Origin of the sequence: Mesorhizobium sp. M0601 (assembly GCF_040320845.1) — a bacterium.
In the GTDB taxonomy this organism is placed as follows: domain Bacteria; phylum Pseudomonadota; class Alphaproteobacteria; order Rhizobiales; family Rhizobiaceae; genus Mesorhizobium.
The window spans coordinates 46586-64673 of record NZ_JAMYQK010000023.1; the positions used below are offsets into that span (position 1 = coordinate 46586).

General features: G+C 64.0%; 18 protein-coding genes. 9 read left to right on the forward strand and 9 right to left on the reverse strand.

The genetic code is table 11. The features are described from left to right. Nucleotides 1-195 precede the first annotated feature (195 nt). The gene (locus tag NKI41_RS20200; protein ID WP_006202816.1) at nt 196-645 is read left to right on the forward strand and encodes an RrF2 family transcriptional regulator; all 450 of its coding nucleotides are present in this window, start codon (nt 196-198) and stop codon (nt 643-645) included. On the opposite strand, the gene NKI41_RS20205 is transcribed toward NKI41_RS20200, so the two are convergent. The 7 genes from NKI41_RS20205 to NKI41_RS20235 form a co-directional block, all read right to left on the reverse strand. Further along, the gene (locus tag NKI41_RS20205; RefSeq protein ID WP_352684746.1) at nt 642-1187 is read right to left on the reverse strand and encodes a gluconokinase; all 546 of its coding nucleotides are present in this window, start codon (nt 1185-1187) and stop codon (nt 642-644) included. The two genes, NKI41_RS20200 and NKI41_RS20205, sit on opposite strands and share 4 nt — an antisense overlap. Before the next feature lie 5 nt (nt 1188-1192). Beyond that, nucleotides 1193-2179, reverse strand: a complete 987-nt coding sequence (locus NKI41_RS20210) for an ABC transporter permease (protein WP_352684749.1) — start codon at nt 2177-2179, stop codon at nt 1193-1195. Then, entirely contained in the window at nt 2176-3156 is a 981-nt protein-coding gene (locus NKI41_RS20215; RefSeq protein WP_352684752.1) for an ABC transporter permease, read from the reverse strand. Before NKI41_RS20215 ends, NKI41_RS20210 begins: the two co-directional genes overlap by 4 nt. After that, nucleotides 3153-4694: a sugar ABC transporter ATP-binding protein gene (locus NKI41_RS20220; RefSeq protein ID WP_352473508.1), complete on the reverse strand. Its 1542-nt coding sequence runs from the start codon at nt 4692-4694 to the stop codon at nt 3153-3155. The genes NKI41_RS20215 and NKI41_RS20220 overlap by 4 nt, the downstream gene beginning before the upstream one ends. 80 nt (nt 4695-4774) lie before the next feature. Further along, the gene (locus NKI41_RS20225; protein WP_352473506.1) at nt 4775-5899 is read right to left on the reverse strand and encodes a sugar ABC transporter substrate-binding protein; all 1125 of its coding nucleotides are present in this window, start codon (nt 5897-5899) and stop codon (nt 4775-4777) included. Nucleotides 5900-6195: 296 nt separating this feature from the next. Further along, on the reverse strand, nt 6196-7227 hold the full coding sequence (gntR, locus tag NKI41_RS20230) for an HTH-type transcriptional regulator GntR (RefSeq protein ID WP_352684755.1): 1032 nt from the start codon (nt 7225-7227) through the stop codon (nt 6196-6198). A 164-nt stretch (nt 7228-7391) separates the two neighbouring features. Further along, nucleotides 7392-8624 (reverse strand): MFS transporter, encoded by a 1233-nt coding sequence (locus tag NKI41_RS20235; RefSeq protein WP_352684757.1) that lies wholly within the window; start codon nt 8622-8624, stop codon nt 7392-7394. Nucleotides 8625-8798: 174 nt separating this feature from the next. On the opposite strand from NKI41_RS20235, the gene NKI41_RS20240 reads away from it, so the two are divergent. From NKI41_RS20240 to NKI41_RS20260, 5 genes are all read left to right on the forward strand, one after another. Further along, nucleotides 8799-9086 (forward strand): DUF3175 domain-containing protein, encoded by a 288-nt coding sequence (locus NKI41_RS20240; protein WP_352684759.1) that lies wholly within the window; start codon nt 8799-8801, stop codon nt 9084-9086. A 119-nt stretch (nt 9087-9205) separates the two neighbouring features. Beyond that, on the forward strand, nt 9206-10117 hold the full coding sequence (iolE, locus tag NKI41_RS20245) for a myo-inosose-2 dehydratase (protein WP_352684762.1): 912 nt from the start codon (nt 9206-9208) through the stop codon (nt 10115-10117). Between the two features lie 201 nt (nt 10118-10318). After that, entirely contained in the window at nt 10319-10525 is a 207-nt protein-coding gene (locus NKI41_RS20250; protein WP_352453276.1) for a LacI family DNA-binding transcriptional regulator, read from the forward strand. 4 nt (nt 10526-10529) lie between these two features. Next, nucleotides 10530-11996, forward strand: a complete 1467-nt coding sequence (gene mocR / locus NKI41_RS20255; protein ID WP_352465252.1) for a rhizopine catabolism transcriptional regulator MocR — start codon at nt 10530-10532, stop codon at nt 11994-11996. A 193-nt stretch (nt 11997-12189) separates the two neighbouring features. After that, a complete protein-coding gene (locus tag NKI41_RS20260; protein WP_352465253.1) occupies nt 12190-12555 on the forward strand; it encodes a GFA family protein in 366 nt (121 codons plus the stop codon). 31 nt (nt 12556-12586) lie between these two features. Here NKI41_RS20260 and NKI41_RS20265 read toward each other — a convergent pair whose 3' ends face one another. After that, entirely contained in the window at nt 12587-13030 is a 444-nt protein-coding gene (locus NKI41_RS20265) for an SRPBCC family protein (RefSeq protein WP_352465254.1), read from the reverse strand. A gap of 169 nt (nt 13031-13199) precedes the next feature. Next, entirely contained in the window at nt 13200-14444 is a 1245-nt protein-coding gene (locus tag NKI41_RS20270) for a DegT/DnrJ/EryC1/StrS family aminotransferase (protein ID WP_352684765.1), read from the reverse strand. A 362-nt stretch (nt 14445-14806) separates the two neighbouring features. Between NKI41_RS20270 and NKI41_RS20275 the strand changes: the two genes are divergently transcribed. The 3 genes from NKI41_RS20275 (at nt 14807) to NKI41_RS20285 (ending at nt 18081) form a co-directional block, all read left to right on the forward strand. Then, nucleotides 14807-15781 carry a polysaccharide deacetylase family protein gene (locus NKI41_RS20275; RefSeq protein ID WP_352684767.1) on the forward strand — a complete coding sequence of 325 codons (975 nt, stop codon included), beginning with the start codon at nt 14807-14809 and terminating at the stop codon, nt 15779-15781. A 67-nt stretch (nt 15782-15848) separates the two neighbouring features. Next, complete coding sequence (locus NKI41_RS20280) at nt 15849-16817, forward strand: rhizopine catabolism ABC transporter substrate-binding protein (protein WP_352684769.1); 969 nt, start codon at nt 15849-15851, stop codon at nt 16815-16817. A gap of 148 nt (nt 16818-16965) precedes the next feature. Continuing rightward, nucleotides 16966-18081, forward strand: a complete 1116-nt coding sequence (locus tag NKI41_RS20285; RefSeq protein ID WP_352456268.1) for an ABC transporter permease — start codon at nt 16966-16968, stop codon at nt 18079-18081. Nucleotides 18082-18088: the final 7 nt, after the last annotated feature.

Genomic DNA, 18088 nt, shown 5'->3' on the forward strand with positions numbered 1-18088 from the left:
CGCCGCGAAAGGTGATTTCTGGCACTTTCCGGGCGCATTCCGTCCAAAAGGTTACAAAGAATCAACGCGTTTGTGCCTACCGTGAGAACGGACGGCTTGTTTTCGCGAACGGCTTCGCGTGATCAAACCGTCATGATTTGCACACAAACAGCCGCCAGACGCAGGTGGTTGGGGCTTCATGGGTTGACTCGGGGCATGCTTACCAAAAAAGGCAAATACGGCCTCAAGGCCCTCGTGCATCTGTCGGGCCTGCCGGTCGGCCAGCTCGCATTCGTCAACGACATTGCGGTCGCCAATAACATCCCCAAGAAATTCCTGGATGCCATCCTGGGCGAGTTGCGTAACGCCGGCTTCGTCCAGAGCCGCAAGGGCAAGGAAGGCGGTTACCGCCTTGCCCGGCCGGCTTCCGAGATCAAGATCGGCCATGTCGTGCGTGTCCTCGACGGGCCGCTGGCGCCGATCCCTTGCGCCAGCCGCACCCAATACCAGCGCTGCGAGGATTGCGACGAGGCGACCTGCCAGGTTCGGCACATGATGCTGGAGGTCCGGCAGGCGATCGCCGAGGTGCTGGACAACCGCAGCCTCGCGGCCATGCGCGACGCCGACAATGACGATTTCCCAGTCGAACTGACGTCGCAAATCTAGCGCGCGAGCAGGCTCAAGGCAGTCGCGACGGTGTCGGCGACCGGACGCGTGCCATCCAAGGCCATTGCCGCCTCGTCCGCCGCTGGCGCCTCGAGCGTGGCGAACTGGCTGTCGACCAGGCTTGCCGGCATGAAATGACCCTTGCGATTGCCGACGCGCTGTTTTGCTGTTGCCGGGTCGATCTCCAGGTAAACGAAAACGATATCCGGGCAAAAGCGGCGCAGGCGATCGCGGTAGCTGCGCTTCAGCGCCGAGCAGGCGGCGACTACACCTTGCCGGCTTGCGACCGACGCGGCCATCCGCTGGCCGATCGCGTCGAGCCAGCCTTCGCGCAGCGCGTCGGTGAGCGGCTGGCCGCTCGCCATGCGCGCGACGTTTTCGGGCGGATGCAGCCTGTCGCCTTCGATAAAGACGGCGCCCAATGCCGCTGCAAGCGCTTCGCCGACAACCGACTTGCCGCAGCCGGCAACGCCCATCACCACGATGGCGGGTACCGTTCGAACAGTGCTCGCCGGCTTATATGCCACGTCTTTACCGGTCATGCAGGTCAGCGGCTTGCCGGCGCGCGGCCATAGAGCAGCAGCATGGCGACGATGACGACGCCGTAGATGATCTGCCGTCCCGCCTCCGGCATCTGCATGACAGAGAGAATGGACTGCAGAAGCGTGATCAGGATTACCCCGGCGACTGTGCCGAGATAGGAGCCGCGCCCACCGAGGATCGACGTGCCGCCGAGCACCACCGCGGCGATCGACGGCAGCAGATAGGCGTCGCCCATCGACTGTGCCGCCTTGGAGGCATAGCCGGCCAACAGCACGCCGCCGAAGGCGGAGAGCCCGCCCGAAACCGCAAAGGCGATCATCACCACGCGCCTTGTATCGATGCCGGAAAGATAGGCTGCGCGCTCGCGATTGCCGATGCCATAGACGGTGCGGCCGAAGCCGGTGCGGGTCAGCACGAACACCATTGCGGCGCCGATCAGCGCCCAGATGAGGACGGCGTTGGGCACGGCAGGAACGGCAAAGCCGGTCGCCAGATAGCGCATCGCACCGGTCGCCGAATCCTGCGGCGAGAAACCGCCCGTGTAGACCACCATCAGCCCCTGCGCGACGGCGTTGGTGGCAAGCGTGATGATCATCGAGGGAATGCGCAGATAGGCGACGCCGATGCCGTTGACGATGCCGATCAGAACACCGCAGAAGATGCCGAACGGAATGGCAAGCGCCACGCCGACCGGGCCGTATGCGGCCGCGGCACAGGCCATCATCGCGCCGGCCGCCACCGACCAGGGCACCGACAGGTCGATCTGGCCGAGCAGGATGACCAGCATCATGCCGGTCGCGATGACGCCGAGAAACGACGCCACCTTGAGCTGCTGCAAAAGGTATTCAGGCGACAGGAAGCTGCGCGAATAGAGGCTGCCGAGGAACAGCAGCAGCGCGATACAGGCGAACGCCGTCAGCACCGCCGGGTCGGCGCGGCGGAGGAATTTCGGCATGCGGCCGGCGAGACCACTCACAGTCGTTTCGCTCACAGGAACCACTCCAGCCGGTTGCGGACCCGAAACAGGGCGAAGGCGCCGAGGCTGACCGCGATCAGCAGAATGACGCCCTGGAACAGGGGCTGCCAGAGCGGATCGAAATCGAAGACGAACAGCAGGTCGCCGATGGTGCGGAAGGCAAGCGCGCCGAAGATCGCGCCGATGGCGCTGCCCTTGCCGCCGAACAGCGACACGCCGCCAAGCACGACCGCGGCAATCGAAAACAGCGTATAGGCGTTGCCGCTGGCATAGGCCGCATCACCGGTATAGGTGAAGAACGTCAGGAACAGCCCGCCGATCGCGGCAAGCAGACCGGCAAGCGCATAGGCGGCGAACTTTCCACGCCGGATCGGCACGCCGGACATGTAGGCCGCCATCTCCGAGGAGCCGGCCGCATAAGCGGCGCGGCCGAGCACCGACCGGCTGAACGGCACCCAGACAACAAGCACGACCGCCAGCAACGCCACCAGGCTCGCCGGCACGATACCAAACAGGCGGCCGGTCAGCGCGTCGGCGAGCCCCTCATTGACCGAGCCGCCCGGAAACGGCCGAAGCAGCAGCGCAATGCCGAAATAGACCGCACCGGTGGCGATAGTGGCGACGATCGGCTGCAGGCGTCCATAGATGACGATGGCGCCGTTGATTGCCCCGCACAGCAGGCCGGTGCCGAGCACGGCGATGACGCCGAAGGCGGTCTCGATGCCGGTGCCGACGACCAGCCACGACGCCAGGCAGTTGGTCAGGGTGAAGATCATGCCGACCGAAAGATCGATGCCGGCGGTGATCACCACCAGCGTTTGCGCCATGGCGACGAAGGCGAGCAGCACGCCCTTGTTCGAGGCCGTTTGTACGACGTTGGCGGTGAAGCCCGCCGGATGGTTCGAGGTGTAGATGACGAACATGACGACGAAGATGCCGAACGCCAGCAGCGTTCCGCGCTGTTCGGCAAGCCAGTAGCGCCAATCCTTCACGCGTCCGCTCCTTGCTTTGGCATCTCTTCGTGAATGTTGAGCGCGCTGGCGATCAAGGCCCGCTCGGTGATTTCGGCGCCGACCAGTTCGCGCTTGACCGCGCCGTCATAGAGCACCAGCACGCGGTCGCAGCAGCCGATCAGCTCGTCATAGTCGGTCGAATAGAAGAGGATCGCCGCACCCTGGTCGGCAAGCTTGCGCATCAACTGGTAAAGCTCCTGCTTGGTGCCGACATCGATGCCGCGCGTCGGATCGTTGAGCAGGATGATGCGCGGCTGCCGCATCAGCCATTTGGCGATGACGACCTTCTGCTGGTTGCCACCGGATAGCGCGCCGACCGGAATGTCGAGGCCGGCGGTCTTGATCGCCAGGAGACCCACCATATCGTCAATCAGCCGCTGCTCGGCGGCGCGATCGATGATGCCGGCCCTGGACAGCCGGTCGAGGGCAGCGAATGAGAGGTTTTCGCGCACCGTCATCGGCAGCATCAGCCCCTCGGTCTTGCGGTCCTCCGGGATCAGCGCCATGCCGATCCGGTCATCGCGCGCCGCGGCCGGGCTGGCGATCGCCACCGGCCTGCCGTCGATCAGGATCTGGCCCGACAGGCCACGCAGCACACCGAAGAAGGCGAGCAGCAATTCGCGCTGGCCTTGGCCGTCGAGGCCGCCAAGCCCGACCACCTCGCCCGCCCCGACCGATAGCGAGACATCGTGCAGCCGATCCGTCCAGGACAGGCTGCGCGCCTCCAGAACCGGCGTGGCTGCGGCAGCCGCCCGCGCGGGCTTGGGCGGAAAGATGTGGCTGTATTCGCGCCCGATCATCAGTTCGACGACCTCGTTGTCGCTTTTTGTACCGGCCGCGTAGCTGGCGACATTGCGGCCATTGCGGAACACCGTGCATTGGTCGGCCAGCTCGGCGATCTCGTTCATGCGGTGCGATATATAGAGCAGCGCCAGCCCTTCCGAACGCAGCCGCTTCAACACGGCGAAAACTCTGGCGACGTCGGCCGCGGTCAGCGCCGAGGTCGCCTCGTCGAGGATCAGGATGCGTGGCTTGCGCGCCAGTGCCTTGGCGATCTCGACCATCTGCCTTCTTGAAAGAGGAAGATCCTTGACCAGCGCCAGCGGATGGATATCGGAAGCGCCGGCGCGAGCGAGGGCTTCTTCGGCGATGCGGCGCTGCGCCTTGCGATCGATCATGCCGAAACGCTTCGGCGGATCGGAAATGACGATGTTGTCGGCAACGCTGAGTTCGGGGACGAGCGACAGTTCCTGGAAGATGCAGACGATGCCGGCCTGGTTGGCAGCGGCCGGCGAAGCGAAGCTCACTTCGTTTCCGTCCAGCATCATGCGGCCCTCGTCGGGCGCAACGACCCCCGCCATGACCTTGATCAGCGTCGATTTGCCGGCGCCGTTCTCGCCGAGAATGGCGTGGATGCTGCCCGGAGTGACCGACAGTTCGGCCTTCTCCAGCGCGCGCACGCCGCCATAGCGCTTGGATATGCCTTCCATGCGGAAGAGCGGAACCGCACCGTCCATCGGCCCTCCCCAGGCGCTTGGCAATTAGGATGTCGAGCGCCGACGCCGCGGGATCTCCCGCGGCGTCGGGCTGTCGGAGTTTACTGGTTTTCCTTGCTCTGGCCCATGATTTCCTGCGCCGTAAAATTGATGCCGCAGGTCGGGAAGGAATTGCCGACGAAGAAATTGTCGGATTGGTCGGGGAAGTAGTCCTGGCCTGCCTTGAAGTTCGGATCCTCGACGATCGCCAGCGGCAGCTTGACCGCTTGCGGCACGACCTGGCCTTCAAGTGCTGCAATCGCCGTCTTGATGGCAACCGCGACCTGCGCCGGGCCGGTACCGGCCGACGAGCATTTCAGGCCGTCAGCGGCGAACTTGGCGCAGAATTTGCGGAAGCCGTTCTCCGTCTCGCCGCCGAACGGCACGAACGGATGCTTGGCATCGATCATCGCCTGAACGATGCCGGTATCGCCGCCCTGTCCGGTAATGCCGTCGAAGGGGCCGTTGGTGGCAATGGCATCGGCCGTAGCCTTTTGCGCAACGCCGTCATCCCACTTGCCGACGACCTCGGTGACATCCCATTTCTTGCCGGAAGCGTCGAGAACCTCGTGGATGCCGTTATGGCGGTCGGTATCGACGGACGTGCCGGCGACGCCGCGCACTTCCAGCACCTTGCCGCCGTTCGGCACGTGCTTGACCAGCCAGTTGCCCCACAATTCGCCAAGGCCTTTCTGGTCGACATTGACGTTGATGGCATCCTTGGTGTCGAGGATGTTGTCGAAGGCGACCAGCACCACGCCGGCTTCCTTGGCCCGCTTGATGACAGGACCGAATGCGGTCGGGTTCTGGGCGTTGACGACAATCGCGTCATAGCCGGAATCGATGAAATTGTTGATCGCCGAAATCTGGGCCGGCACGTCTTCGCCGGTCGAGACCACCTTGAATTCCTTGAGCTTGGCCGCGACGTCCGGCTGCGCTGCATAGGCCTTTGCCGTCTGCACCATCTGGATGCGCCATGTGTTGGCGATATAGCCGTTGGCCAGAGCGATGCGGTACGGGCCGTCTTTCTTGGGGAACTTGAAGAACTGCGTATCGGCCGACCAAGGCGCGAAGCAGTCAGGCTCGGCCGATGGCCCCTTGACGATTTCAGGATCGGCGATCGCCGACGAGCTCAGCATGACGAAAGCAGTGGCGGCAACGATACCGCCAACGAGTGACTTGATCATCGATATTCCTCCCAGTTGCAGTTTTGTTTGTTGTTACGCCGATGAATTTGCGCGTTTCCGGCCCGGCACCTCCCGCCGTGCCCGTCGCGCGTTCATGTGGCCGAATGCCGACCCGATCCCCTCCTTTGCTGCCCGGCTAGTCCCGCAAAAACTATCATATTATACATAATAAACAAGCATGAGCTGTCGCTTATGTATAATAAACAGCCTCCCATCGTCGGGGCGAAGTACCGCCCGGCGATAACTGGTAGCGCTACCATGACGTAGTGTAAAGCGCCATTGCGTTGAAGCGCGCTTCAGCGCGACGTGCTTTCACGCCGCTTGAGTTCGAAGCCGAGGTCGACGACCCGCTGTTCCGGCCTGTTGCCTTCGATCGCCGCAAGCGCCATGGCGACCGCCCGCCGGCCGATCTCGTAGCGATACGTCCGAACGCTGGTGACCGACGGAAAAGCCACCTCCATCATGTCGAGATCGTTGAAGCCGACGATGCCGATCGTCTTCGGTACGGCGATCGAAGCGCGGTGGCATTCGAACAGCACCCCGAGTGCTATATCGTCATTGTTGCAGAACACGCCGTCGAGGCTCGGCACCTTGGCCAGCGCGTCGCGGAACAATTCGCGGCCGAGGGTGACGCTGGAGGGTACCGGCGTGGTGGTGGTAAGCCGCGCATCGAACAGGCCGGCCGCCTCCATCGCCGCGCGATAGCCGGCCAAGCGCCGCTGCGAACGCGGATCCATGCGCGCGCCGATGAAGCCTATCCGGCGATAGCCTGCCTCGATCAGATGTTCCGCAGCCGCCCTGCCGCCCTCGAAATGTGAGAAACCAACCATCATGTCGACCGGATCGGGCCCGGTCTCCATCACCTGCACCACCGGACAGCCCGCCGTTTCCAGCAGTTTTCGCGAGGCCGGCGTCTGGTCGATGCCGGCCACGATCAGCGCCGCCGGGCGTTGCGGGCCAAACACCTGCAGCAGCCGCTCTTCCTCGAGGCCGGAATAGTGGGTGTTGCCAAGCTGGATCCGGAAAGGGCCGTCCGACAGGCTGTCGTAGATGCCGCGCACCACTTCGGCAAAGACGTTGTTGGTAAGCGACGGCACCAGAACGCCAAAGACCTCGGCGCGCGCCGAAGCCAGCGCCCGCGCATTCGGGTCGGGCACATAGCCGAGCTCGTTCACGGCCGACTCGATCTGGCGGCGCAGATCTTCCGAGACACGCCCCGGCTCGCGCAGGGCGCGCGATACGGTAATGGCGCCGACGCCGGCCTTGCGGGCGACATCGGCGATGGTCGGGCGGCCGCCGCCGCGGCGCGTGCGCGGCTTGATCACCATACTGGTCCCGAGGCCGGGCAACCGCCCAGACGCGACCGTGAGACGATGTTCAGGGTCTTTGCCACTGCTGCCAACCTGGCCCGTTGCCACACCTTGTCTGGCGTCGCGCAGCCTTCGGCTATTGTCAAGCGACGGCGGAGAGACTGTATCCGTACCGCTGTGCTTCAGGCCGCCACAGCAGCGCTGCGCCGGGCCTTCCACAGCAGCAGCACCATGGCCAAAATATTCAGCAGGTTCCAGGCAATGCCGTTGAGGAACGCGGCGGCATAGGAGCCGGTCAGATCGTAAATCCAGCCCGACATCCAGCCGCCGATCGCCATGCCGAAGATGGTCGCCATCATGACGATGCCGACGCGCTGGCCAGCCTCCTTGGCTGGCATATATTCGCGCACGATGATCGCATAACAGGGCACGATGCCGCCCTGCGACAGGCCGAAGACCAGCGAGACGACATAGAGCGAGGCAAGCCCGTCGAACGGGATATAGAACAACAGCGACAGGCATTGCAGCACCGAACCGATCAGCAGGGTTTTCACGCCGCCGATGCGATCGGCAAGAAAGCCCGAGCCTAGCCGGCTGACGACGCCCGCCGCCAGCATGATCGACAGCATATCGGCGCCATGCGCCACGCCGTAGCCGAGATCCATGCAATAGGCGACGATATGGACTTGCGGCATCGACATCGCCACGCAGCAGCCGAGCCCGGCCACGATGAGCAGCGCCTGCAAGGCCGCCGGCGACAGGGAGATCGGCTGCACCACGCGGCTGCCCGGCGATCCCGGAGCCGCCTGGGGCGGTGCGCCGCGCCGGAGCAGCAGGATCAAGGGCACCATGGTGACCAGGCAGACGGCGCCGATCGCGGCATAGGTGAAGCGCCAGCCTTGCGCCTGCATGACATAGGGCATCGCCGTCGGCCAGATCGCTCCGGCGAGATAGTTGCCTGATGCGGCAGCAGTCACCGCGACGCCGCGGCGCCGGTTGAACCAGTGCGAGATGTCGGCGATCAGCGGCCCGAAGATCGCCGACGAGCCAACGCCGATCAACAGGCCCTGGACGAGGGTGAACTGCAGGATCGAACTGTTCAGCGACGCCAGCAGGAAGCCGGCGCCAAGTGTAATCGCGGCAATCAGCGCCGGGATCCAATACCCCATGCGGTCGATGGCGCGGCCGAACAGCACATTACCGGCGGCAAAGCCGACCATGGTCGCGGTGTAGGGCATCGAGGCAGCGGCGCGATCGACGCCGAATTCTGCCTGCACGGCAGGCAGCACCACGACCACCGCCCACATGCCGACCCCGCCGATCGTTGCCAGCAGCATCGAGATGCCCAGCCGTATCCAGGCATAGGCACTGTCGATGCCGGAACTTCCTGCCTGGCTTGAGACGATTGGGGTCAAGAGCGTTTCCTGTCCGCAGTTCTTGAATCGGCGGTTCTGACCACTATCGGCGCATTCGCATCGCCGAGCAGCGCCACGACAGGCAAATCCGTGGCTCCAGGGATTCGGGCCGAAGTGGAACAGGGGTGCGCCATAAGGCGTTTTCCGGCAACGACCTAGTGGAAGGAGTTTGCCATGACCGCGCAACGGAAATGGTCCGCCGACGTCACCGAGCACAGCGAAGCGCTGGACCTCGAGGAACACATCTTCGAATCCCACGATCCCAAGAAGATCGCCGCCTCTTTGAAGCGATCGGCCGAGCACAGCGACCGACGCAAGGCAGGGCCGTTTCAATCCGCCATGTCGATGCTGAATTTCTACATCAACCGCGCCGGCAAGAACCTGCCGGCGGCGCAGAAGAAAGTGCTGGAGGACGCCAAAGACGAGCTGCGCGCCCTTTTTGGCCGCCCAAAGGAAGATTAGGGTCGGTCTCCATTGATTGGTTCTGCCAAATTCGGCTGAACTGGACCTAGTGACAGGGCCTCTTTGTCGCCAGTCTGCAGGCTCGGCTTGTCTTCCCAAGCCCGCAAAAGCCTGGCGTCATGACGGTCAAGATCGGCATCAATCCCATCACCTGGAGCAATGACGACGTTCCGGCGCTTGGCGGGGATACGTCCTTGGAGACCTGCCTGTCGGAAACGGCGCTGGCCGGCTACCGCGGCACCGAACTCGGTGGCAAATTTCCGCGCCAGGCTGAAGTGCTTGGGCCGCTCCTGTCTTCCTATGGCCTGGAACTCGTCTCCGGCTGGTATGATGGCCGCATTCTCGACCGCACGGTCGACGAGGAATTCGCGGCGATCACCCCACATCTTCAGCTGTTGCGAGACCTTGGCGCCAGGATCGTCGTCTACGCCGACACCTCGCGCGGTCGCCATGACGGCATTTTCGCACCGATCTCCGAGCGTCCGCGCCTCGCCGACAGGGACTGGCCGTCCTATGGCAAGAAACTGACCGCCCTCGCCGACCGCATGGCTGCATTCGGGGTCGGCATGGCCTTCCACCACCACATGGGCACCATCGTCGAGACGGACGATGAAGTCGACAGGCTGATGGCGGCGACGGGCCGAAGCGTCGGCCTGTTGTTCGATACCGGCCACTGCCTGTTTTCGGGCGGCGACCCGCAATCGCTGTTGCAACGGCATCTCGACCGCATCGTGCATTTCCATTGCAAGGATGTTCGCAGGGCGATGCTGGAACGGGCACGCCGCGAGGACATGAGCTTCATGGCGGCGGTAATCGACGGCATTTTTACCGTGCCCGGCGACGGCTCGGTCGATTTCCTGTCATTGCTGAAGCCCCTCGCCGCGCGCGGCTATGAAGGTTGGCTCGTTGTCGAGGCCGAGCAGGATCCGGCCAAGGCGCATCCGCTGACCTATGCCAGCAAGGGCTATTTCTCGCTGCTCGCCACCGCCCGCGAGGCCGGCTTCGAAGTGGCGACGCGGCAGGCAAACTGACCGGCCCGCATTTGCGAGCCGGGGGAACACGATGGGCGCGCGCCTCGATGGGGTTAGCGACGCGAAAGCGCCCGGCGATCCGCGCCGCCTTGCTCCCTGCGCGGCGCGGATCGCAGAATCCCGGCTCTGGATTGCAAACCCCGACTTTCAAGCTTGAGGCCGACCGGAAGCCGTGCCTTGATGCAACCGAGGAGGAGCGACATGGCTTTCGAAGCTGCGCTTGGCATGGAACGGCTTTGCACCATCCGCGAGATTGCCGAGAAGGCGGAACTTGGCGCCGCCACCGTGCATCGCGCGCTGAAGAACAGCCGCGAGATCCGCCCCGAAACCAGGCGACTGGTGCTCGACACCGTCTGCCGGCTCAACGAGGAAAAGATCGCCCGCGCCGCCCGGTTCGTCGGGGGATAGTGCCGTGGCCGACCACATGCGCCTTTCCCTCGACATCATGTCGGTCGACCGCGCTTCGGAAGAACCGATGCATCGGCAGATCTACGGCGCCTTGCGACGCTTCATCCTTGACGGCCAGATCCCGCAGAACACGCTGCTGCCGTCGACGCGCTCGCTGGCCGAAGATCTGAAGGTCGGGCGCAACACGGTCATCGCCGCCTATGACCAGCTCCTTGCCGAAGGTTTTATCGAGGCGCGCGCCGGATCGGGCACCTGGGTGGCGCCGATCCAGCAGAACCGCCCCTTGGCATCCCTGCGCGCCGGACTGGCAGCGCCGCAAAAGCTGTCGCGGCGTGGCCAGACCATCGTCAACGGCCCGCAACCGCCGCGTAATGCCGGCGTCATCAATTTCCATCCCGGCGTGCCTGAAACGGCGTCGTTTCCGTTCACCATCTGGTCAAGCCTTCTGGTGCGCAATGCACGCAGCCGCGACGAGAGCCTGCTTGGTTATCTCTCCTTTGCCGGCCACCCCGGCCTGCGTCAGGCCATTGCCTCGACCATCGGCCTGTCGCGCGGCATCAGCTGCACCGCCGACCAGGTGATCATCGTCACCGGCGCGCAGGCAGCACTCGATCTCGTCTCGCGCGTGCTGATGGACGAAGGCGACCATGTCTGGATGGAGGAGCCCGGCTATCTCGGCGCCAAGAGCGCCTTTCTCGCCAGCGGCGCCAGGCTGGCACCGTTGAAGGTCGACCGGCGCGGCTGGCATCTTGCCGATCCGGAGCTGCCGCCGCCGCGGCTGATCTATGTGACGCCATCCTGCCAATGGCCGTTCGGCACAATCATGCGCATCGAGGAGCGATTGCAGTTGCTCGACATCGCCGAACGCAACGGCGCCTGGATCGTCGAGGATGACTATGACGGCGAATACCGGTTCCGCGGCCGGCCGGTGCCGGCCCTGCGCGGGCTCGATCATGCCGACCGCGTCGTCTATATCGGCAGCTTCGGCAAGACGCTGATCCCGGCGCTGCGCATCGGTTATCTGATCGTGCCGCGCGAATTGTCGGTTCCGTTCGACCGGGCGGTGAGCATCACCGGCCAGTTCGCGCCGCTGATCCTGCAGGCAACGGTCAACGACTTCATCATGCAGGGCTATTTCGCCACGCACCTCAAGCGCATGCGCCGGCTCTACGCGCGCCGGCAGGCGAACTTCGTCAAGCTGTGCCAGGAGCATCTGGCCGAATGGCTGATCGTCACGGAAAACGATTCCGGCATGCAGCTGCTGGCGAGCTTCGTCAGGCCCTATAAGGACAGCGACGTGGTCGCCGCCGCCCTCAAGGAGGGGCTCGACGTTCAGGGCATCTCCATCAACTATCATTCCACTGAGCCCGAGCACGGCCTGCTGCTCGGCTATGCGGCGATGGACGAACGTCAGATCCTGCGCGCCGTTCTGGCGTTGCGCGCCGCGTTCCTAAGATTGGATAGAAGCTAGAGCCAGGCTCTCCATCTCGTTCACCGCGGGGTTGAGTCGGTCGCCCGCAGTGATTAGGAATATGGGGCGTCGGTCCTTGTTTTCGGCGTTCGCGCAAAGCGCGCTTCCCAAGGCCGAACCTCCCCGAAAACCAGAAGCATGCCCACCGCCGGTATTGGCGGGCAACGCATTCATCTGAACCATGAGGATTGCCATGAGAACCGCATCCTGTGCCTGCGGGCAACTGAGGATCTCCTGTAACGGAGAGCCGCAGCTGGTCGCACAGTGCCACTGCCTCGACTGCCAGAAACGGACCGGCAGCACATACGGCGTCGCCGCCTTCTTTGCGCGCGACAAGGTAGAAGCCGAAGGCGACGCCAGTACCTACAGGCGATCAGCTCGGAGCGGCCACCATGTCACTTTCCATTTCTGCCCGGGCTGCGGCTCGAGCGTCTTCTGGGAGCCCGAGCGAAAGCCTGAATGGATCGCCGTCGCGGTCGGCTGCTTCGCCGATCCCGCCTTTCCGGCCCCGGCGCATGTTGGGTGGGAAGACCGGCGTCATCCCTGGGTTTCCGGTTAGCGACGCCAACCCGACAGCGCAGCGCTTTACCTTACTGGTTGATCTCGGGTTCAACGAGCTTCGCCAGATTTCGCAGCGACTCCTGCCAGCCGAGATAGCAGGCCTCAACCGGGATGGCGTCTGGGATACCTGCCTGCGTGATATTCACTTCGGTGCCGACCGACACTTTCTTCAATGTCACGGTCACCTCGATCTCGCCGGCCAGGTTGGGGTCGTCGAACCGGTCGGTGTAACGCAGTCGCTCATTGGGCACGAGCTCGACATATTCGCCGCCGAACGAGTGGCTGTCGCCGGTGGTGAAGTTGCGGAAGGACATTTTGAACGCACCGCCGACTTTCGCCTCGAAGTGATGAACCGTGCAGGTGAAGCCGTTCGGCGGAAGCCATTTCGCAAGTGCATCCGCTTCAAGGAACGCGCGGTAGACTTTCTCCGAGCTGGTTGTCAGAACGCGGTGCAGCCGTACGGTGCCGGGCATATCGTTAATCCTCCGTGTTGGTGATCGATGCCCCCTAGGACGAGCGGAGCCCGGCCTATCCGACACGGGCCCGCGGATTTTTTGGCGGCCGGTTATGCCGGCCGGAATCCTCGGCCGGCCACCGGACAAGGAACTCGACCGCAGGGGAGCAAACCGCGCCGGATCTGGTCTAGTTCACACTGTCGAACTTCTGCAGATCAACCGGTGCCGCCTTGCGCAATTCGATATCATCGAGCGAAGCATTCTCCAGCGCCACCCGCGCCGCCGCGTCGATGTTGTGGATCATGTCCTGAATGTCGGTATCGCTGTGCGCCGGGTTCATGGCGACCATCACGGTGCGGTTGAGGATGTCGAGCGAGCGCTTGCCGAGGTCGTCGGGATAATCCAGCCGCAGGCCCTGGTTCTCGGGCAGTGCGTAAGGATTGAGCGCCGGGTGATGCGCCCCTTCATGCATCAGCACCTGGTCCCACTGGGTGAAATTGTGACGGCCGGTCTTGCCGGCAATGACGCTCGGAATGGTCTTCGAAAAAGTCTGCGCCGCCTGCTCGCTCGGCAGCAGGTACATCACCTGTGCGGCACAATCGTCGTCCGCGCTGTTCATCGGCGACGGCGTCAGCCCAAGATTGCTAAGGTGGTGGGTACCGGCCAGCACCGTCTTCTTCTCGGCTCGCATCGCCTCGATGATGCCGTCCAGCCGGTCGAGTTGGACGTTGAGCATCGCCCCCATCAGTTCGGAAGCACGCGCGCCGATGCCGGCGAAGGGTTTGATGCTGTCGCTTCTGCCCTGCCAGTAGAAATGGCAAGGGTCGATTGCGCAGCGCGCCCGTTCCGCCACTTTCGGGTCGCTGGTGGCGATACCGCCGCCCTCGCCCGAGGTCATGTTCTTGAAGTAGTTGAAGGAATAAGCGCCGGCATGGCCGATCGAGCCGAGCTTGCGGCCCTCATAGCCGCCGCCGATGCCTTGGCAGACATCCTCCAGCACCAGCAAGCCGCGCTTGGCAGCAATGTCCATGATCGCATTCATGTTGCAGGCCGCGCCCCACATATGCACCGGGATGACCGCCCTGGTGCGCGGCCCGATGGCATCGCGCAGGGCGGTGGGATCGATGGTCAGGCTCTCGTCGATGTCGACGATGACGGGAATGGCCCCGACCGACAGCACCGCGGTCGCGGTCGCCATATAGGTGTGCGCGGGCACCAGTACTTCGTCCCCCGGGCCGATGCCGAGGCCGATCAGGCCGGCGGCGAGCCCATAGGTGCCGCTGGCGGCCAGCGCGAAATGCTCGACGCCAAGATGCTGCGCATAGCGGGCCTCGAAACGGTCGCATTCGCTGTCCCTGCCGTAACGAAACAGCGCGCCCGAGCGGATCACCCTGGCAATGGCTTCGATTTCCTCTTCGCCGGCGGTGTACATGACAGGCCTCCAGTCACTTGATAGTGTGGGTCACTTGATAATGTGGTCGCTTGATGGTGTGGACAGCTGTAGGCTTGTCGGCACGGTTTGAAAGAACCACTCCGCCGCTATTCGACCAAGCCATCTGCGCCCGGAAGACGGTTCCTATGACTGGTTTTGAACCGTGATTGGGGGAATCGGCAGCTAAGTGTCTCAGCCGGCAGGCAAATTGTACCCATCCGAATTCGCCAAAGTGGCCCTGTCGGAAAGGCAGGTTTCGGCGTTCCATTCCGGCCAGTTGGGCAAACGGTTGGTTCCATGAAATACGGGACACACTTTGGAAGACCCTCGAAACCGGCGTGCCGGCGGAAAGGCGGCCGTTCGTGAACGCCGCCGGCTCCAGCAAACGGATCGTACTCCACGAGGACGATGTCGGCATGTGCCATGGCGCCAACAGCGCCTTCCTCGAATTGAGCGGGCTGGGTGTCTGCAGTTCCGGCGCGGTGATGGTGCCGTGCCCGTGGTTCCTCGAAATGGCCGAAAGCGCCGCCGCCAACCCTGCCCTCGACCTTGGCGTCCACCTGACGCTGAACAGCGAGAAGCAGCACTACAAATGGCGGCCGTTGACCGCGCCGTCGCGGGCGGCCGGCCTGACCGACGAGTTCGGCTTCTTCTGGCCGGATGTGGCGACCACGCGCCGCAAGGCGGTGCCGCAGGCGGTCGAGGCCGAGCTTCGCGCCCAGATCGACACCGCCTATCGCGGCGGCATCGACGTCACCCACCTCGACGCGCATATGGGAGCGGCATTGTCGCCGGAATTCTGCAACATCTACATCAAGCTCGGGCTCGAATATCAGCTGCCGGTGCTGCTGACCAAGACGCTGTCCGCCTATTCCCCCAACGACAATCTGGTCGGCGTCACCGAGGAGGCGTTCCAGCGCGGCGTGGCGCTGGCCCGTGCCGGCGGCTTTGCCATTTTCGACGCCGCCATCCAGACGACCTGGGGCCGGCCGCGCTCCAGGCCGATCGAGCCGGCTTACAAAGCGCTCATCGACGGTGTGCGCGACGGCCTGACCTTCTTTTGCCTGCATTGCAACGCGCCCGGTGAACTCGAGCTGATCGAGCCGCGCTCCGCCTATATCCGCACCGAAGAGTACGAGCTGTTCCGCGACCAGGGCTTTCGCGACTGGCTCGCCGCACAGCCGATCGACGTCATCGGCATGAAGCCGTTGCGCGAGGAGCTTCGCGCAGCGCTCTCGGCCGGGCGATCATCAACAACAGCCCGCGGCAACACCGCGGACGAACAGCGATCGGCGTCGGCAAAGGCCCGCAAAGCGGCCACCCGATCCGCAACGTGAGCCGATCGTCGCGGCCGGAAAACGGCGCCAGAGGGATTGGAACTGCAACGACAAATGGGAGAATAAGATGAAAACTCTTCTGAAAGTGGCATTGGGCGCCTTCGTTTCGGCGGGCCTGGTGACGGGTATCGCGCATGCCGCGGGCCTGAAGGATCCGAAGGACGTCCGCATCACCTTCGTAGTGCATGGGTCGGCGTCCGATCCCTATTGGTCGGTGGTCAAGCGCGGCGTCGATGACGCGGCCGCCCTTACCGGTGCCAAGGTCGAATATTACGCGCCGCAGGTCTTCGACGTGGTCGAGCAGGCCCGGCTTCTCGACGCCGCCATCGCCACCAAGCCGGACGGTATCGCCGTCTCCATCGCCGACGCCAATGCGCTCGGCAAATCGGTCAAATCCGGGCTTGCCGCCAATATTCCCATGGTGGTTCTGGATTCCGGCGAAAAGGAAGGCGCCGAGCTCGGCACGACGCTCTATGTCGGCACCGTTTCCGAATATGATTCCGGCAAGAAGGCCGGCGAGCGGCTGGCCAAGGAAGGCACGCTCAAGGTCGTCTGCATCAACCACGAGGTCGGCAATGTCAGCCTCGACCAGCGCTGCCAGGGCCTCAATGACGGGCTGAAGCCCTCCGGCGGCGGCACCGAGGTTCTGGCCGTGGCGCCCGATCCCGCAGACATCCAGCGCCGCACGGAAGCCTATCTGTCGGCGCATCCCGACACGCAGGCCGTCTTTGCGCTCGGCGCCACCGCCGCCAACCCGCTGATCCCGATGTTCCGCGACAAGGAACTGTTCGGCAAGCTCAAGCTCTACACATTCGACATCAGCCCGGAGGTCCTCGACTCTGTCGTCGCCGGCGAAATGGGCTTCGGCATGGATGCCCAGCAATATCTGATGGGCTATCTGCCGGTGATCTATCTGGTCGAGCAAGCGACGCACGGCTTTTGGCCGCAGAACAACGCCTATACCGGACCGCTGTTCATCGATTCGCCGGAAAAAGCCAAGGCGATCCTGGCGCTCGCCAAAGAGGGCATCCGCTAAGCAAGCGCTCCGACGGAACGGGAGAATGCGCCAAGCGCACTCCCGATCCGTTCGAAGATTGCGAATTGAGCGATTGGAGAGCCTAATGGCGGTCGTGGAAGACAAGGCTATATCTCCGGGCGAACTGAAGGCGACCGACCGCTTCGGCATGACGTCGAAGCGGGCCGCCGGCGCCGACGAGCGGCTGGCCAGCACCGGCAAGCTGACCCAGTGGCTGCGCCGGCCGGAAGCCGGTGCCGCCGGTGGGCTGCTTGCGACGATCATCATCTTTGCGCTGCTGCCGGGCGCGGCAAACCTCTATTCGCTGCAGGGATCGATGACCTTCCTGACGCTGTCGGCGGAGCTCGGCATCGTCGCCACCGCGGCAGCACTCCTCATCATCGCCGGCGAGTTCGATCTTTCGGTCGGCTCCATGGTCGGCTTTGCCGGTGTCGTCATCGGGCTGACGGTGAAGTACTGGGGCCTGCCGCTATGGGGCGGCATCGCCTGCGCCTTCGCCGTTGCCATCCTCACCGGCTATCTCAACGGCCTGATCGTGGTGAAGACGCGCCTGCCCTCGTTCATCGTCACGCTCGCCACCCTCTATATCCTGCGCGGACTGTCGATCGGCATCACCCGCGCCGTCACCGGCCGCACGCAGATCCCCTACATCCTCGAAGGCGCGCCGGACCCGGCGACGGCCGGCATTTTCAACGGCCATCTGCTCACCGGCCTATTCCACTGGATGGGCGCGCAAGGCTGGATCGCCACCCGCAGCGACGGCATACCGTTCGTCGCCGGCATTCCGATGTCGATCGTCTGGTGGCTCGGCCTGACGGCGCTGGCCGGCTACGTGCTCACCCAGACGAAATACGGCAACTGGATCTTCGCCACCGGCGGCGACCTGATAGCAGCCCGCAACGTCGGCGTGCCGGTCGATCGCGTCAAGATCAGCCTGTTCGTCTACACCGCCTGCGCGGCGACGCTGCTTGCCACCATCCAGGTGATGGAGGCGGGCTCCGCCGACACCACGCGCGGCCTGCTCAAGGAATTCGAGGCGATCATCGCCGCCGTCATCGGCGGCGTGCTGCTCACCGGCGGCTACGGCACCGTCTATGGCGTGCTGTTCGGCGCGCTGATCTTCGGGCTGGTGCAGATGGGCATCTTCTACACCGGCATCGACACCGACTGGTTCAAGGTCTTCCTCGGCATCGTCATCCTGATGGCCGTGCTGGTCAACAACTACATCAGGCTGAAGGCGCTCGGCCGCGGAGGCGGCAAATGACCGAACC

What these genes read in the sequence shown, in the direction of transcription:
- NKI41_RS20200 (WP_006202816.1), top strand. Translation starts at nt 196, where the DNA reads ATGCTTACCAAAAAAGGCAAATACGGCCTCAAGGCCCTCGTGCATCTG.
- NKI41_RS20205 (WP_352684746.1), bottom strand. Translation starts at nt 1,187, where the DNA reads ATGACCGGTAAAGACGTGGCATATAAGCCGGCGAGCACTGTTCGAACG.
- NKI41_RS20220 (WP_352473508.1), bottom strand. Translation starts at nt 4,694, where the DNA reads ATGGACGGTGCGGTTCCGCTCTTCCGCATGGAAGGCATATCCAAGCGC.
- NKI41_RS20225 (WP_352473506.1), bottom strand. Translation starts at nt 5,899, where the DNA reads ATGATCAAGTCACTCGTTGGCGGTATCGTTGCCGCCACTGCTTTCGTC.
- gntR (WP_352684755.1), bottom strand. Translation starts at nt 7,227, where the DNA reads ATGGTGATCAAGCCGCGCACGCGCCGCGGCGGCGGCCGCCCGACCATC.
- NKI41_RS20240 (WP_352684759.1), top strand. Translation starts at nt 8,799, where the DNA reads ATGACCGCGCAACGGAAATGGTCCGCCGACGTCACCGAGCACAGCGAA.
- iolE (WP_352684762.1), top strand. Translation starts at nt 9,206, where the DNA reads ATGACGGTCAAGATCGGCATCAATCCCATCACCTGGAGCAATGACGAC.
- NKI41_RS20250 (WP_352453276.1), top strand. Translation starts at nt 10,319, where the DNA reads ATGGCTTTCGAAGCTGCGCTTGGCATGGAACGGCTTTGCACCATCCGC.
- NKI41_RS20260 (WP_352465253.1), top strand. Translation starts at nt 12,190, where the DNA reads ATGAGAACCGCATCCTGTGCCTGCGGGCAACTGAGGATCTCCTGTAAC.
- NKI41_RS20265 (WP_352465254.1), bottom strand. Translation starts at nt 13,030, where the DNA reads ATGCCCGGCACCGTACGGCTGCACCGCGTTCTGACAACCAGCTCGGAG.
- NKI41_RS20270 (WP_352684765.1), bottom strand. Translation starts at nt 14,444, where the DNA reads ATGTACACCGCCGGCGAAGAGGAAATCGAAGCCATTGCCAGGGTGATC.
- NKI41_RS20280 (WP_352684769.1), top strand. Translation starts at nt 15,849, where the DNA reads ATGAAAACTCTTCTGAAAGTGGCATTGGGCGCCTTCGTTTCGGCGGGC.
- NKI41_RS20285 (WP_352456268.1), top strand. Translation starts at nt 16,966, where the DNA reads ATGACGTCGAAGCGGGCCGCCGGCGCCGACGAGCGGCTGGCCAGCACC.